Origin of the sequence: Paracoccus albicereus (assembly GCF_024359525.1) — a bacterium.
GTDB classification, from domain to species: domain Bacteria; phylum Pseudomonadota; class Alphaproteobacteria; order Rhodobacterales; family Rhodobacteraceae; genus Paracoccus; species Paracoccus albicereus.
Window position 1 is genome coordinate 412,918 of the sequence record NZ_JAKZEU010000002.1, and the last position, 14,824, is coordinate 427,741.

At 64.5% G+C, this 14,824-nt stretch carries 12 protein-coding genes and 1 pseudogene; 8 read left to right on the forward strand and 5 right to left on the reverse strand.

Annotated elements, in window-relative coordinates:
* Positions 1-3: 3 nt before the first annotated feature.
* From MLD63_RS05575 to MLD63_RS05590, 4 genes are read right to left on the reverse strand one after another with little or no spacing between them, the layout of a single operon-like run.
* A complete protein-coding gene (locus MLD63_RS05575) occupies positions 4-669 on the reverse strand; it encodes an amino acid ABC transporter permease (protein WP_255328901.1) in 666 nt (221 codons plus the stop codon).
* A complete protein-coding gene (locus tag MLD63_RS05580) occupies positions 670-1,350 on the reverse strand; it encodes an amino acid ABC transporter permease (protein WP_255328902.1) in 681 nt (226 codons plus the stop codon).
* Positions 1,351-1,354: 4 nt separating this feature from the next.
* Positions 1,355-2,119 (reverse strand): amino acid ABC transporter ATP-binding protein, encoded by a 765-nt coding sequence (locus tag MLD63_RS05585; protein ID WP_255329509.1) that lies wholly within the window; start codon positions 2,117-2,119, stop codon positions 1,355-1,357.
* A 16-nt stretch (positions 2,120-2,135) separates the two neighbouring features.
* Positions 2,136-2,975, reverse strand: coding sequence for a transporter substrate-binding domain-containing protein (locus MLD63_RS05590; protein ID WP_255328903.1), 840 nt, complete (start codon positions 2,973-2,975; stop codon positions 2,136-2,138).
* A gap of 155 nt (positions 2,976-3,130) precedes the next feature.
* On the opposite strand from MLD63_RS05590, the gene MLD63_RS05595 reads away from it, so the two are divergent.
* The 8 genes and pseudogenes from MLD63_RS05595 (at position 3,131) to MLD63_RS05630 (ending at position 13,007) form a co-directional block, all read left to right on the forward strand.
* Entirely contained in the window at positions 3,131-4,039 is a 909-nt protein-coding gene (locus tag MLD63_RS05595) for a LysR family transcriptional regulator (protein ID WP_255328904.1), read from the forward strand.
* A 99-nt stretch (positions 4,040-4,138) separates the two neighbouring features.
* Positions 4,139-4,936, forward strand: coding sequence for an aspartate dehydrogenase (locus tag MLD63_RS05600; RefSeq protein WP_255328905.1), 798 nt, complete (start codon positions 4,139-4,141; stop codon positions 4,934-4,936).
* Positions 4,937-5,167: 231 nt separating this feature from the next.
* A complete protein-coding gene (kdpF, locus tag MLD63_RS05605) occupies positions 5,168-5,269 on the forward strand; it encodes a K(+)-transporting ATPase subunit F (protein WP_255328906.1) in 102 nt (33 codons plus the stop codon).
* A 10-nt stretch (positions 5,270-5,279) separates the two neighbouring features.
* A complete protein-coding gene (gene kdpA / locus MLD63_RS05610) occupies positions 5,280-6,983 on the forward strand; it encodes a potassium-transporting ATPase subunit KdpA (RefSeq protein WP_255328907.1) in 1,704 nt (567 codons plus the stop codon).
* A 9-nt stretch (positions 6,984-6,992) separates the two neighbouring features.
* Positions 6,993-9,031 (forward strand): annotated as a pseudogene (gene kdpB / locus MLD63_RS05615) (potassium-transporting ATPase subunit KdpB).
* 11 nt (positions 9,032-9,042) lie between these two features.
* On the forward strand, positions 9,043-9,627 hold the full coding sequence (gene kdpC, locus MLD63_RS05620; protein ID WP_255328908.1) for a K(+)-transporting ATPase subunit C: 585 nt from the start codon (positions 9,043-9,045) through the stop codon (positions 9,625-9,627).
* Positions 9,628-9,636: 9 nt separating this feature from the next.
* Complete coding sequence (locus MLD63_RS05625) at positions 9,637-12,318, forward strand: DUF4118 domain-containing protein (RefSeq protein WP_255328909.1); 2,682 nt, start codon at positions 9,637-9,639, stop codon at positions 12,316-12,318.
* Positions 12,315-13,007, forward strand: a complete 693-nt coding sequence (locus tag MLD63_RS05630; protein WP_255328910.1) for a response regulator — start codon at positions 12,315-12,317, stop codon at positions 13,005-13,007. The genes MLD63_RS05625 and MLD63_RS05630 overlap by 4 nt, the downstream gene beginning before the upstream one ends.
* A 73-nt stretch (positions 13,008-13,080) precedes the next feature.
* Here the strand turns inward: MLD63_RS05630 and oxlT are convergent, their stop codons facing one another.
* A complete protein-coding gene (oxlT, locus tag MLD63_RS05635; RefSeq protein ID WP_255328911.1) occupies positions 13,081-14,433 on the reverse strand; it encodes an oxalate/formate MFS antiporter in 1,353 nt (450 codons plus the stop codon).
* Positions 14,434-14,824: the final 391 nt, after the last annotated feature.

Below are 14,824 nucleotides of genomic sequence, written 5' to 3' on the forward strand. Positions count from 1 at the left end.
TCCTTAAATGGCGATCTTGCGCTGGAATCGGCTCATCAGACGGACGACGGGCCACAGCAGGATCAGGTAGATCAGCGCCGCCAGCGTGATGGGCGAGGCGTTGTAGGTGACGGAGCGGGCCATGTCGGCCGAGTAGAGCAGCTCTGCCAATGAGACGACCGAGGCGAGCGAGGTCATCTTGACCACCTCGACACTGTTGGAGATCAGGTCAGGCAGCACGTTGCGCAGCGCCTGCGGCAGCACGACATGGATCAGCGTCTGCGACTGCGTCAGCCCCGTCGAGCGCGCGGCTTCGGACTGACCTGCGGGGACCGAGATCAGGCCCGCGCGAATGATCTCGCCGTAATAGGCCGAGTTGTTCAGCAGGAAAGCGATGACCACGGCCAGAAAGGGTGGCAGTTGCAAGCCGGTGAAGGGCAGGCCGGAATAGACGAAGATCAGCAGAACCAGCGGCGGCAGCGCACGGAACAGATCGATCAGCGCGACAGTCGGCCATCGCAGCCAGCGCGATTGCGAGGTCGACGCGAGCGCAGCCAGCAGCCCGCCCAGCAGGCCCAGCGGGATCACCGCCAAACAGAGCAGCGCCGTCATCCCGAGCCCGCGCAGAAGCAGCGGCCAAGCCTTTGCCATCACCTCGACATTGAAGAACTGAAGGATCAGCTGGTCCATTCAGGTTCTCCACGCGAAGCGCGCTTCAAGGCGGCGCGAGGCGATGACGAGCGGCAGGAACAGCAGAACGTAAAGCGCCGAGGCCAGCAGCAGCGGCGAGGCATTGCCCGAGAAACTCTGCGCCGTCGTCGCCTGGTTCAGGATGTCCGGCACCCCGATCACTGAACCGAGCGCAGTCATCTTGGTGATCGCGATGGCGCGGTTGGTCAGCGGTGGGATCACCATGCGAACCGCCTGCGGAAGCACCACCCAGACCAGCGTCTGCGAAAAGCCCATTCCGGTCGAGCGCGCGGCCTCCCACTGGCCTTTAGGGGTCGCGGTGATGCCCGCCCAGACGATTTCCTCGGTGAAGGCGGCAAGCGTGAGCGTAAGGATGACGAACAGAACCGCGAAGGCCGACAGCGTGAAGCCCACATTCGGCAGACCGAAATAGCCCATCAGGATCAGGACCAGCGGCGGCAGCGATCGGAAGACGTCTGCGAAGACCACGATCAGCAACGAGAGCGGCGCGATCCTATAAGCGCGCAGGCAGGCCAGAGCGGTTCCCAGAAGGATGCCCGCGACGACGATCAGCAGCGACAGCTCGACCGTCACCCAGACCCCGCCCAAGATCGAGGGCAGATAGCGGGCCAGCACCTCGCCGTTCAGGAATGTCTCCGCGAAGCGGTCCCAAGCCGACATCGGATCAGGCCGAATAGCGGGCGAGGAAGGCGCGCGTGCTTTCCTCGCTGGGTTGGGTGAAGAATTGTTCGGGCGGCGCATCCTCGACGATGCGGCCGTCCGCCATGAACACCACACGATCAGCGGCTTCACGCGCGAAGGCCATCTCGTGGCTGACGACCAGCATCGTCATGTGCAGGTCCTTCAGCTCGCGCATGACGGCGATCACCTCACCGACCAATTCGGGGTCGAGGGCACTGGTCGGTTCGTCAAACAGCATCACCACGGGCTGCAAGGCGATGGCACGCGCGATGGCGACGCGCTGCTGCTGACCGCCGGACAGTTGGCCGGGATAGTGGTCGGCGCGGTTGGCCAGACCGACGCGATCCAGCGCCGACGTCGCGCGTTCGTCCGCTTCGTCGCGGCCAAGTTTCAGCACCTTGCGCAGTGCCAGCGTGACATTCCGCCGCGCATCCAGATGCGGGTAGAGGTTGAAGGACTGAAACACCATACCGATCCGGCGCCGGATTTTGTCGAGATCGACGCCGCGCGCGCAGATGTCCTGGCCTTCCAGAAAGATAGACCCCGCGCTCGGCTCCTCCAGACGGTTGCAGCAACGAAGCATGGTGGACTTGCCGGACCCCGATCGTCCCAGCACGAACACCATCTGCCCCCGCTCGACAGTCAGGTCGATCTCGCGCAGGACTTCGACGGTGCCGAAGGACTTGTGCAGTCCGGAAAGCTGCAGCGTGGGCGGCTTGGTTCCGCCCACACGATCGGTTGCGTTCATCTCCGACATCACCGGATCAGCCACAGGACGGTTCGTGATCGTCCTCGACATAGCTTGTCGTGCCGGGTTCGCCCCAGCCGGGCCGGGGGGTGACTGCGGCTGCGCCTTCCTCGGGCGTCACGCCGAACCATTTTTCGGAGAGGGCGACCATGGTGCCGTCGGTCTTCATGCATTCGATCGCGGCTTCGACCTTGCGGCGCAGGTCGTCGCTATCCTTACGGAAGGGCATCGCCCAGACCAGTCCGGTCTTGTGGAGATAGCTGAGCTTGACTGCCGGGTTCTGCTTGGCGGTCCATGCCATTACGGTGTTGCCCGCAACGGTCGCATCGGCCCGACCGGACAGCACGGCCTGAACCGCGTCGGTCGCGGTGCCGTAGCTTTCCACGGTCCAGCCGATCTCTGGCGCCATCTCACGCGCCCAACTGTCGTAGGCCGAGCCCTTGTTGACCGAAACGGTCTTGCCTGACAGCTGCGACAGGTCGGTAATGTCCTCGCCATCCGCAGGGACGAGGAACTGGAAATCGGTGTCCAGATAGCCCTCGGTGAACAGATAGGCCTGATCGCGCTCCTCGTTCAGCGTGACCGGCGCGACGACGAAATCGTAAGTTCCGGCCTGCATTCCGGGCAGAACGCCCGAGAACTGCGTGGCGACGATCTCGATGTCTGCGCCAAGGCGCTTGCCGATTTCGGCCGTCAGATCGACATTGAAGCCTTCGATGCCGCCGCTCATGTTCGGCATGGCATGGGGCGCGAAAGTTCCGTCCAGCGCGACGGTGTAGCTGGTATCCTGAGCCTGCGCGATGCCGGCTGTCAGGATCAGCGCGAGGGCGGTGGCCGTCCTGCGGGTGGTGTTCATGTCATCTCTCCTGTCGGGTTGCCGGGCCGCCTTCTTCGCGCGGTCGCCGGGTCGATGAAGTGGATGCTGACGACCACCCGATCACGGCGCAATATTGACGTTTATCAAAAATTCCGCCCTTAGTATAATAACGCATTATACTCTTGTGGATTTAGATGTTCACACTGCGCCAGCTAGAGACGTTTCGCGAGGTCATGCGACAGCGCACCACGGTGGGTGCCGCAGAGGCATTGAAGATCTCGCAACCCGCGGTCAGCAACGCGCTGAAACAGATGGAAGAGCGTGCTGGCCTCGTCCTGTTCGAGAGGCTTGGAAACCGTCTGGTTCCGACACCGGACGCCGAGGAGATCTTTCGCGACACCGAGGCGATCTTCAAACTATACGGCGCCTTCAATCACCGGATCGAGGCCAGAAAACGCAGCGAACTCGGCAGCTTGCGGATCGTCGCGACACCGCCCGTGGCGAATGGCCTGATCCCCGGAATGGTCTCGCGGTTCCTTGCACAGCGTCCTTCCGTGCATCTCAACATCGACATGCGGCGGATGAGCGGCGTCCTTGAATCGGTCGAGGCGCGTATGGCCGACATCGGCTTCGGGCTGAACCCGATGCCGCGCGACGGGCTTGAGATCAGGGTGATCGGTCAGGTGCCGCTGCTATGCTGTTTTCGACCCGGTCACAGGCTTGAACAGCATGACAGGATCGGTGGTCGGGCGCTGCGCGGCGAAAAGATGATCGTCTACGAACCGGGCAGTCCGATTGATCAGCTTGCCGCAAATCTCATCACGACTGAAATGCGTGACAGGGCGGCGGCCGAGGTCCGCTACTCGTCTCTCGCCTGTCTGATGGCGGAAGCGGGCATGGGCATCGCCATCGCCGATTCGCTGACGGCCGTGTCGGGTGAACGATATCGTCTGTCGCACCGTCCGCTTGACCCGCCCCTTACGGCCCCAGTCTGCGTGGTCTTGCGCGCGGGTGAACCGATGAAACGCGTTCAGGCCGCGTTCCTGTCGGAGATCGAGCGCGCCATCGCCATTCCGGGCCTTGCCGGGACTGCGTCGACGTAACGCGAGGGCGAGACTAGAGCCTTGCGCTGACCCATCGGCTTGACATTCGACCCATCGGCCGAAGGGTGCATCCACGAAGAACTGAGAAAGGAAGGCGTCATGACCCAGAAGATGCGGATCGGGATCATCGGGTTTGGTGCGATGGCCCAAAGTCTGGTTCAGCAGCTCTCCAAGCGAGACGCCATCCATATCGCTGATTGTCTGATCCGCTCGACGTCAACCCGTCCGGTCCCGGGCGGGATCGTGCGTCACGACGATATCAGCGGCCTCATCGCCGCCGCGCCGGATCTGGTCGTGGAATGTGCCGGGCATCGAAGCGTCGCCGATCATGTGCCCCGGCTTTTGCGGGCAGGGATCGACGTCACCATCGTGTCCATCGGGGCCCTTGCCGATGCTGCGATCCGCGAAGAGTTGCAGCGAGCGGCGGAAGAAGGCGGCGCGCGCCTGGTTGCCGTTGCTGGCGCGATCGGCGGCCTCGACGCGCTGCGCGCCGCCGCGTTGGCGGGTCTTGATGCCGTCACCTATACAGGTCGCAAGCCGCCGGGTGCCTGGACGGGAACGCCTGCTGAAGAGGTCGTCGCGCTTGATACGTTGCGCGAGCCTGCGACCTTCTACGAAGGATCGGCAGCCGAGGCTGCGCGTGATTACCCGAAGAACGCCAACGTGACCGCAGCCGTGGCTCTGGCAGGCATCGGCTTCGACAGGACGCGGGTCAGGCTGATTGCGGATCCGACGACCCGCACGAACAGCCATCAGCTGGAGGTGCAAGGCGCCTTCGGTCGCTTCGCCATCACCATCGAGAACAATCCGCTGCCCGAAAATCCGAAGACGTCGTGGCTCGCGGCGCTGAGCGTCGCAGAGGCGGTCATCCGGCGCGCGGGCAAGCTGGAACTGTAGGAAGCGAAAACGCGCGAGCGGGTGTCGCTTCGCAGCGTCGCCGCCGTCCTGGCCAATCCTTACGCGTTCCTTACGCGTCCTGACCGCATCGCGCATAGCTTCCTTACGCGTCCCTCTGTGATCGTCATGCGACACAAATCGAAGGTGACGCATGTCCGACATCATTTATCTTACGCTCGGCGTAGGCGGTTTTCTGGCCTTCATGGCCGCAACCCGCGCGCTGATGCGCTTGTGACGGAGGATCCGGTGTTCGATCTGATCCTCGGCCTCGCCGTGGCGGCGGGGCTTCTTGGCTATCTGCTCCTGGCGCTGATGCGCCCCGACCGGTTCTGAGGGGGTTACGATGCCGACAAGCTATCTTGTTCTTATCCTCTACTGCGCTGCAACCGTTGGCTTGGCCATGCTGCTGGCCGGCTACATGCACCGAGTCTTCAGCGGTGAACGCGTCTGGCTGAGCCCGATCCTTGGCCCGGTTGAACGCGGCTGCCTTGCCGCTGCCGGCCCCGCTGCAACACGGCCGCAGGGCTGGGCGGCCTACGCGATGGCCGTCCTGATGTTCAATCTGGCAGGCTTCGTCTTTCTGTACGCGGTCCTTCGCCTTCAAGGTGCGCTGACCTGGAACCCGGAAGCGATCGGGCCAATGTCGCCTGATCTTGCCTTCAATACCGCGATCAGTTTCGTCACAAACACCAACTGGCAGGCCTATTCGGGCGAGGTGCAGTTAAGCTACCTGGCGCAGATGGTCGGGCTGACGGTGCAGAACTTCGTCTCGGCCGCGACGGGGATGGCAGTCGCCGTGGCCGTGATTCGCGGCTTCGTCGCCGGAGGTGACGGGCGGGTCGGAAATTTCTGGACCGATCTGGTTCGCGCGACCCTCTACGTCCTGCTTCCCATCTCGATCCTCGCGGCAATCGTGCTGATCTGGCAGGGTGTTCCGCAATCGCTGGGGGCCTACATCCGGGCAACAACGCTGGAAGGCGCGTCCCAGGTCATCGCACAGGGTCCCGCGGCCAGCCAGATCGCGATCAAGCAGCTGGGCACCAATGGCGGCGGCTTCTTCGGGGTCAACTCGGCCCATCCCCTCGAAAACCCGACGATCCTGTCGAACATGGTGCAGTCGGTCTTGATCCTGCTGATCCCGGTCTCCTTCTGCTTTCTCTTCGGGCGCATGGTGGGCGATCGCCGTCAGGGCTGGGCGGTGTTCGCCGCGATGGGCGCGCTGTTCGTCGCCGGGCTTCTTCTGATCCATGGATTCGAGCAGGCCGGCAATCCGATGCTGACCGAAGCGACCGGGATCTCTGGCGCGAACATGGAGGGCAAGGAAGTCCGCTTCGGCGCGACCCTGTCTGCACTCTGGGCGCAGGCGACGACCGCGGCGTCGAACGGATCGGTCAACGCGATGCATGACAGCTTCATGCCGCTGTCGGGCCTTGTGATGTTGCTGAACATGCAGATCGGCGAGGTGATCTTTGGCGGCGTCGGCGCAGGCTTTTACGGGATGCTGCTCTACATCGTGCTCGCGGTGTTCCTGGCCGGCTTGATGGTCGGTCGCACGCCGGAATATCTGGGCAAGAAGATCGAAGGGCGCGAGGTGACGCTTGCGGTGCTGGCGTTCCTGTCGATGCCGCTTGGCATCCTGATCTTCGGCGCGCTCTCGGCGGTCGTTCCGGCGGGTCTGGCCGCGGTGCAGGATGCCGGGCCGCATGGCCTGTCCGAAATCCTCTATGCCTACAGTTCGGCCACGGGCAACAACGGCTCGGCCTTCGGCGGCTTCGGGGCGGCGGCGCCGTTCCACACGACGCTTCAAGGGATCGCCATGCTGCTGGGCCGATATGCGATCATCGTCCCTATGCTGGCGGTTGCCGGCTCTCTGGCGACGAAGCGCGCGGCGCCTGCGACCGCGGGCACCTTCCCGACGCATGGGCCGCTTTTCGTGATCCTTCTTATCGTCACGGTCCTCATCTTGGGCGCGCTGACCTTCTTCCCGGCCCTCGTCCTGGGCCCCATCGCCGAGCATGTATCGATGCTGGGCGGGCAAAGCTTCTGAGGCTTAACCATGAGTAAATCCACCCTCCCGTTGCCGTCGATGACGGCCCTTGCCCCGGCAGCGGCCCGACAGGCGCTGGCCAAGCTTGCGCCGCATACTTTGATCCGGAACCCGGTGATCTTCGCAACTGCCGGCGTCGCAATGATGGTGACGTTGTTGGGGCTGCGCGATCTGGCACTTGGCGTGTCCGGTGCAGGCGTCGCCGTCCAGATTGCCTTCTGGCTTTGGGCGGCGGTCCTGATCGCGAATTTCGCCGAGAGCCTCGCCGAGGGGCGCGGCCGCGCCCGCGCCGACAGCCTTCGGGCCACCAAGTCCGAGACGATGGTCCGCGTCCTGCCGACCCCCGACAGCCCGCATGAAGAGGCTGCACCGGTCGCGTCCGCCAATCTGAAGCAGGGACAGATCGTGCTCGTCTCGGCCGGCGACATCATTCCCGCCGATGCGGAGGTCATACAGGGCGTCGCCTCGGTCGACGAAAGCGCCATCACCGGGGAGAGCACCCCGGTGATCCGCGAATCCGGCGGCGATTTCAGCTCGGTCACGGGCGGCACGCGGATCGTGTCGGACTGGCTGGTGCTGCGCGTCACCGCCGAACCCGGGCGCAGCTTCCTCGACCGCATGATCGCGCTGGTCGAGGGGGCGGAACATGGCCGCACCCCGAACGAGATCGCACTGAACATCCTGCTGGCCGGGCTGACGCTGATCTTCCTTTTCGTCGTCGTCACGCTGGAACCCTTCGCCCGCTATTCCGGCACGTCGATTCCCGTCGTATTCTTGGCCGCGCTGTTCGTGACACTGATCCCGACGACGATTGGGGGTCTGCTCTCGGCTATCGGCATCGCCGGCATGGACCGTCTGGCCCGCGCCAACGTGGTCGCCAAATCCGGCCGCGCGGTCGAGGCGGCGGGTGACGTGGACGTGCTGCTCTTGGACAAGACCGGCACGATCACCTTCGGCAACCGCATGGCGGACGCGCTGATCCCAGCGCAGGGTGTCACCGCTGCTGCATTGGCGCGCGCCGCTCTGGCGGCCAGCCGCGCCGACGATACGCCAGAGGGAAAATCCATCGTCGAGATCGCCCGGAGGCAGCCCGGCTCTGCCGAGGATCTGCCGACGGTTGGCGGAGCGATCCCCTTTTCGGCACAGACCCGCCTTTCCGGGGTCGATCTCTCGGACGGAACGCAACTGCGCAAGGGCTCGGTCGACGCGATCCTGCGCCATACCGGTGGGGCCATGGACACCACTCTCGCGACCAGCGTGGATCAGATCGCCCGGTCGGGCGGGACGCCGCTGCTGGTGTCGGAGGGCAGCCGCATCCTTGGGGCGGTGCACCTGAAGGACATCATCAAGCCTGGGGTCCGCGAACGCTTTGCTGAACTTCGCGCGATGGGCATCCGCACGGTGATGATCACGGGCGACAACCCTCTGACCGCCGCCGCGATCGCGGCCGAGGCCGGCGTGGACGACTTCCTGGCCGAGGCCACGCCCGAGAACAAGCTGGAGCTGATCCGCGCCGAGCAGGCCAAGGGCCAGCTGGTTGCCATGTGCGGCGACGGCTCGAACGACGCGCCGGCGCTGGCGCAGGCCGACGTGGGCGTGGCGATGAACTCGGGCACCTCCGCCGCCAAGGAGGCCGCGAACCTGATCGACCTGGACAGCGACCCGACCAAGCTGATCGAGGTCGTGCTGGTCGGAAAGCAGCTGCTGATCAGCCGGGGCGCGCTGACCACGTTCAGCATCGCCAACGACGTGGCGAAATACTTCGCCATCCTGCCCGCTCTGTTCATCGCAGCCTATCCCGGTCTTGCCGTGCTGAACGTGATGGGGCTGAAAGCGCCCAAAGCGCTATTCTGTCTGCGGTGATCTTCAACGCAGTGGTGATCCTGGCACTGATCCCGCTGGCGCTGCGGGGCGTGAAATACGCGCCCGCCAGCGCTGCGGCCCTGCTGCGTCGCAACCTGACCCTATACGGTCTCGGGGGGCTGATCGTCCCCTTCATCGGCATCAAGGTCATCGATCTGGCCGTGACTGCCCTTGGTCTCGCCTGAAGGAGGCGATCATGAACGAACACATTCGTCCCGCAATCACGACACTCGGCCTGATGATCGCCTTGACAGGGCTTGCCTATCCGCTGGCCATGACCGGCCTGGGACAGGCGCTGATGCCGGAACAGGCGAATTCTAGTCTGCTGTCCCGCGATGAGCATGTCGTCGGATCGGCGATCGTCGGTCAGGCTTTTGACGCTCCCGGCTACCTGCATCCGCGTCCATCGGCTGTCGACTACGATGCGGCCGCTGCCGGTGCCTCGAATCTCGCGCCGACGAGCGCCTCGTTGCTGGCTGATCAGGCGGAGCGCGCTGAAGCGTTCCGCACCGAGAACGGGGCAAGCCGTGTGCCGGTCGATGCCGTCACCACGTCGGGCAGCGGGCTCGATCCGCACATTTCGCCGCAAAACGCCGCTGCTCAGGTCGGGCGCATTGCCCAGGCTCGCGGCGTGGCAGAGCCGGAGATCCAGCGCCTGATCGCCCAACATGTCGAGCCGCGCTGGCTTGGCATCTTCGGTGAGCCTCGGGTCAACGTGCTGCTGACCAACCTCGCCCTTGACGCGGCTTTCCCGCTGGCACCCACTGCCCCCTCAAGCTGAGGCTCAACCATGACCGCGACCGACCTGCGCCCTGAACCCGAAGCCCTGCTTGCAGAGGCTGGACGCGAAGGGCGCGGTCGCCTGAAAGTCTTTCTGGGCGCGGCGCCTGGTGTCGGCAAGACCTTCGCCATGCTGGAAGCCGCCAGACGCCGTGCGGCCGAAGGGGTGGACGTGGTCGCGGCCGTGGTGGAAACGCATGGCCGGGCCGAGACCGAGACCCTGCTGCAGGGGCTGGAGCTTTTGCCCAAGCGCGCCCAGTTCTATCGCGACCGCATCCTGCACGAGATGGATTTGGACGCACTGCTTGAACGCCGGCCCGAACTGGCGTTGATCGACGAACTCGCCCATTCCAACATCCCCGGCAGCCGCCACGAAAAGCGGTGGCAGGACGTCGAGGAAGTGCTGGCAGCGGGCATCGACGTTCTGACCACGCTGAACGTCCAGCATCTGGAAACGCTGAACGACCGCGTCGCCCGCATCTCGGGCGTGCGCGTGCGCGAGACGGTGCCGGACGCGGTGCTGGAGCGCGCGGATGAGGTGGAGCTGATCGATCTTCCGACCGAAGAGCTGATCGAGCGGCTGCGCGCCGGCAAGGTCTATGTGCAGGACCAGATCGCGCGCGCGGTGCAGAATTTCTTTTCCAAAGGAAACCTGACAGCCCTGCGCGAGATGGCGATGCGCGCCGCGGCCGACCGCGTCGATGCGCAGTTGCAGGAACATATGCGCGCCAACGCCATCGGCGGTCCTTGGCCTGCGCAGGAGCGCATCCTCGTCGCGCTGACCGAAAGCCCCGTGGCACGGACGCTGGTCCGAACCGCAAAGCGCATGGCGGACCGGGCGCGGGTCGAATGGGTCGCAGTCACGGTCATGTCGGTCGATGCGCCGCCCATGCCCGAGCCTGACCGCGACGCGCTGGCGCAGGCGCTGCGCCTCGCCGAACGGCTCGGGGCCGAGGTGGCGACGCTGCAAGCGGCAGGGCCCGTGGCGGCCGAGATCCTCGATTATGCGGCGCGACGCAACGTCAGCCGCATCCTGCTGGGCCGGTCACGTCCCCGACCGTTCTGGCGCCGCATCGGGCAGGAAGACGTCGCCCGCGCGGTGACCGATACGGGCCGCGACTTCGAGGTGACTGTCGTATCAGAGACCGCGCGCGAGCAGGCGCCCCCGCCCGCCCGACGATGGCCCTTGGACCGCGACCCGCGCGCCTACGGAAAGGCTACGGTCATCGTCCTCGCGACCGCCTTGGCTGCACTGGTGGCGGATCGGGTCTTTCCCGTTCCCTCGCTGTCGCTGATCTTCATGACGGGGGTCATCGCAGTCGCGGTCAGACAGGGTCTGTGGCCATCGCTCTACGCCTCCTGCGTCAGCTTCCTGATCTACAACTTCTTCTTCACCGATCCGCGCAACACGTTCTTTGTCATTCGTCAGGACCAGATCCTGACGCTTGTCCTGTTTCTGATAGCGTCGATGCTGACCGGAAACCTCGCAGCGCGCCTGCGGGACCGCGCGCTTTCACAACGCGAGATCGCTCAGCGGACGAATCTGCTTTACGATTTCGCGCGACAGATCGCCGGTGCTGCGTCTTCGGCAGAGGTTCTGCGTTCCGCCGCCACGCATGTTAGCGCGGCTCTCGGCTGCGAGACGGTGCTGATGCGTCCCGACGCAGCAGGCAATCCGAAAATCGATGTGGCCGAACCGCCGCGAGAGGATCTGGCACTGCGCGATGCCTCGGCCGCCGAATATGCCTGGCGCCGGGGCGAAGAGGCCGGGCGTGGTTCCGGGACGCTCCCGGCAAGCCAATGGCTGTTCCTGCCGGTCGGGCGCGGCGAACGGCGACTGGCGGTTCTGGGGATCTCGTTTCCTGACGGCCACGCGATCGCACCGGCCGACAGACGTCTTCTGGACGCAATGACCGATCAGCTTGGGATCGCCCTGGAACGCATCAGCCTTCAGGGTGACCTGGAAAAGGCGCTTGTCGCGTCCGAAGCCGAGCGGCTGCGCGCTGCGCTTCTTTCCTCTGTCAGCCACGATCTTCGCACACCGCTCGTGTCCATCATCGGGGCTGCCTCCACGCTGGCCGACCCGGCGCTGAGCCTTCCGGATGGCGCGCGCGGCGCGATGGCCGAGACGATCCTGGAAGAGGGAGAGCGGCTCGATCGCTATATCCAGAACCTTCTGGACATGACCCGGCTTGGCCACGGGGCGTTGCGACCCATGCGGATGGTCGTCGATCTTCGCGAGATTGCGGGCAGCGCCCGTCATCGCTTGCGGGGCGCCTTGCGGGACCACCGGGTCACCATCGGCTTACCTTCCAGCCTGCCACCGGTTCTGGCCGACCCGCTTCTGATCGAACAGGTGTTGATGAACCTGCTGGACAACGCCGCGAAATACGCCCCCGAGGGCAGCGAGATCATCGTTTCGGGCGGGGTCAAGGGAAGCGCGATGGAGCTGTCCGTCAGCGATGCGGGACCCGGTATCCCGGCAGAGGCGCGAAGCCGTGTCTTCGACATGTTCTATCGGCTGGCCGAGGCGGACGGCCAACGCGCCGGGACCGGTCTTGGCCTTGCCATCGCCCGCGGTATAGTCGAGGCACATGGAGGACGCATCGCCGCCGCCCCTGCACAGGCGGATGGCACCGGAACCCGGATCACGCTAGCCCTGCCGCTGGCAGACCAGAAGGGGACCGGATGACGACATCGCCAGCGCGCGTCCTGATCATCGACGACGAGGCGCCGATTCGACGCTTCCTGCGCGTCGCGCTCGAGGCCGAGGGGCATCACGTCACCGAAGCTTCGACAGGCCGTGCAGGGATCGATGCTGCGGCGCTGACAACGCCAGAGGCGGTCATCCTGGATCTCGGCCTGCCTGATCTGGACGGTCGAGAGGTTCTGCGCCGTCTTCGTGAATGGAGCCAGGTGCCGGTCCTGGTCCTGTCGGTCCGCGCCGACGAGGCTGAAAAGGTCGCGCTGTTGGACGCGGGTGCACAGGACTACGTGACAAAGCCCTTCGGCATTGGCGAATTGCTTGCCCGCTTGCGGGGTCTTCTGCGCGACCGGGCGGCGTCCGAACCGGATGGCGCCAGACTGCAGATCGCGGATCTGACCATCGATGCTGCCCATCGCAGCGTTGCGAAGGATGGTGCCCCGGTCCATCTGACCCGGAAGGAATTCGATCTTCTCTGGCTTCTGGCCTCGAATGCGGGACGACTTGTCACGCAGGGTGCGGCGCTGGAGCATGTCTGGGGCCCTGCGCATCGCGAAGACAGCCAATATCTGCGGGTCTTCATAAGACAGTTGCGCACGAAGATCGGCGATGATGCCGGTGATCCCCGGTATATCTTTACCGAAGCGGGCGTGGGTTACCGGTTCGCTGATAAATAAGCGACCGGGCTTCCTAAAATAGATCGGGGCCAGAGAAATCTCTGGCCCCAAAACGTGGCGGTGGACGCTCCGCCTATTCGGCGGGGACGTTGCTTGGCATCGGGTAGGCTGCCGGTCGCTCGCGTTCGTTGCGGGCGTGGTGACGGCGGATCATCGGACGCAGGACGGCCAGGGCCATGATGGCTGCGAAGGCATCGAGGCAGGCCATCGTGTAGAGGACGGTGTGCCAGCCTCCCGTCGCCTCCATGACGATGTTCCCGACCGGGACCAGCAGTGCGGCGATCCCTTTGGCGGTGTAGAGCACTCCGTAGATCTTGCCGATATGCTTGGTGCCGAACACGTCGCCAGCGGTCGCCGAGAACAGCGAGTAGACCTCGCCCCAGGCGATGAAGACGACGCCGGACAGCAGGACGAAAGCCAGCGGATGATGCCCCAGATGGGCCAGCGCAAAGATGCCGACGCCTTCAAGGGTAAAGGCGACGAACATCGTCGGCTCGCGACCGATCTTGTCCGAAATCCAACCGAAAAGCGGACGCGACAGACCGTTCATCACACGGTCCAGCATCAGCGCCAAGGGCAGCGCAGCCATACCGAAGAAGACGATCTTGTCCGCGACGCCCAGATCCTCGGCCATCGGCCCAAGCTGCGCCACGGCCATCAGGCCACCGGTCACCGTCGCGGTGAACATCGCCAGCATGACCCAGAAGACCGGCGTCTGCAGCGCCTCGCCGAGCGTGTAATCCCTGCGGCTCTGCAGGACGGTCGTCGAGTAGTTAACCTCGTCGCCACGCGGCGCCTTCAGGAACCATGACAGTGCGAAGATCGCCACGCCCTGGATCAGCGCGAAGGTGAAGAAGGTGGACTGGTAGCCCGACCGTTCAATCATCCCCGCGATCGGCATGATCGTCAGGATCGTTCCCGCACCATAGCCGCCCGCGGTCAGACCGACCGCAAGACCGCGGCGATCAGGAAACCATTTCAATGCGTTGTTGACGCAGCTTGCATAGACGCAGGCGACACCAGCGCCGCCAACGGCGCCGCCGACATAGAACATCGTCAGCGACTGTGCCTGCGAGTTGATCATCCACGCGCAGGCAATGAGAATCCCGCCCAGCGAGACGATCCGCGCGGGGCCGTGCTTGTCGATGAAGTGACCGACCAGCGGGGTGCTCCAGGTCTGCATGAGCACGAAGATGGTAAAGGCTGTCTGGATCGCGGCACGCGACCAGTCATGACTTTCCTGAATGGCAGGAACGAACAGGGTCCAGGAATACTGGACGTTGGATGCGGCGACCATGCAGGCCACACCGGCGGCAAGCTGTAGCCATCGGTTGACTTGAGGTTCAGACGAGCGGCTTGAAAGCGCCGAAGATGGATTCGACACGGTTAATATCCTCCACAGGGTCCGCGACGGCGCAGGGCCCATCGCGAAGCCGATCTCCTCCGATCGGCCTAGGCTTCTGAATTTTGGGGTGAATGAGAGGCAACCATGTCCGGCCGCAAGACAGATGAACGCCACAAGGCCGTCACTTGTCAACGACGGAATGACGGTCGATTTCACGTCACGAGAACGGCGTGTTCAAATGCGAGATATGGCGTTGTTTTCAATGATGACGCGAGTGGCCGCATTCCGCCGCAACCGTCCGTGTGGTTGGCGGCACGGTGCGGATAAGCGATCCTTGGTGCCGAATCGGTTTGGGCGCAACTTTTCGAAACGAGGGGTGCGACCTTGAGGACTGATATTTGTTGCCTCGAGCGACAGTCCAACTAAGTCGCAGCCAGGGAAGACGTTCCAAGACAACTCTTCGCAATTCACG

Coding starts and splice junctions, on each gene's coding strand:
- MLD63_RS05575 (WP_255328901.1), bottom strand. CDS start 669: ATGGACCAGCTGATCCTTCAGTTCTTCAATGTCGAGGTGATGGCAAAG.
- MLD63_RS05580 (WP_255328902.1), bottom strand. CDS start 1,350: ATGTCGGCTTGGGACCGCTTCGCGGAGACATTCCTGAACGGCGAGGTG.
- MLD63_RS05585 (WP_255329509.1), bottom strand. CDS start 2,119: ATGAACGCAACCGATCGTGTGGGCGGAACCAAGCCGCCCACGCTGCAG.
- MLD63_RS05590 (WP_255328903.1), bottom strand. CDS start 2,975: ATGAACACCACCCGCAGGACGGCCACCGCCCTCGCGCTGATCCTGACA.
- MLD63_RS05595 (WP_255328904.1), top strand. CDS start 3,131: ATGTTCACACTGCGCCAGCTAGAGACGTTTCGCGAGGTCATGCGACAG.
- MLD63_RS05600 (WP_255328905.1), top strand. CDS start 4,139: ATGACCCAGAAGATGCGGATCGGGATCATCGGGTTTGGTGCGATGGCC.
- kdpA (WP_255328907.1), top strand. CDS start 5,280: ATGCCGACAAGCTATCTTGTTCTTATCCTCTACTGCGCTGCAACCGTT.
- kdpC (WP_255328908.1), top strand. CDS start 9,043: ATGAACGAACACATTCGTCCCGCAATCACGACACTCGGCCTGATGATC.
- MLD63_RS05625 (WP_255328909.1), top strand. CDS start 9,637: ATGACCGCGACCGACCTGCGCCCTGAACCCGAAGCCCTGCTTGCAGAG.
- MLD63_RS05630 (WP_255328910.1), top strand. CDS start 12,315: ATGACGACATCGCCAGCGCGCGTCCTGATCATCGACGACGAGGCGCCG.
- oxlT (WP_255328911.1), bottom strand. CDS start 14,433: ATGGGCCCTGCGCCGTCGCGGACCCTGTGGAGGATATTAACCGTGTCG.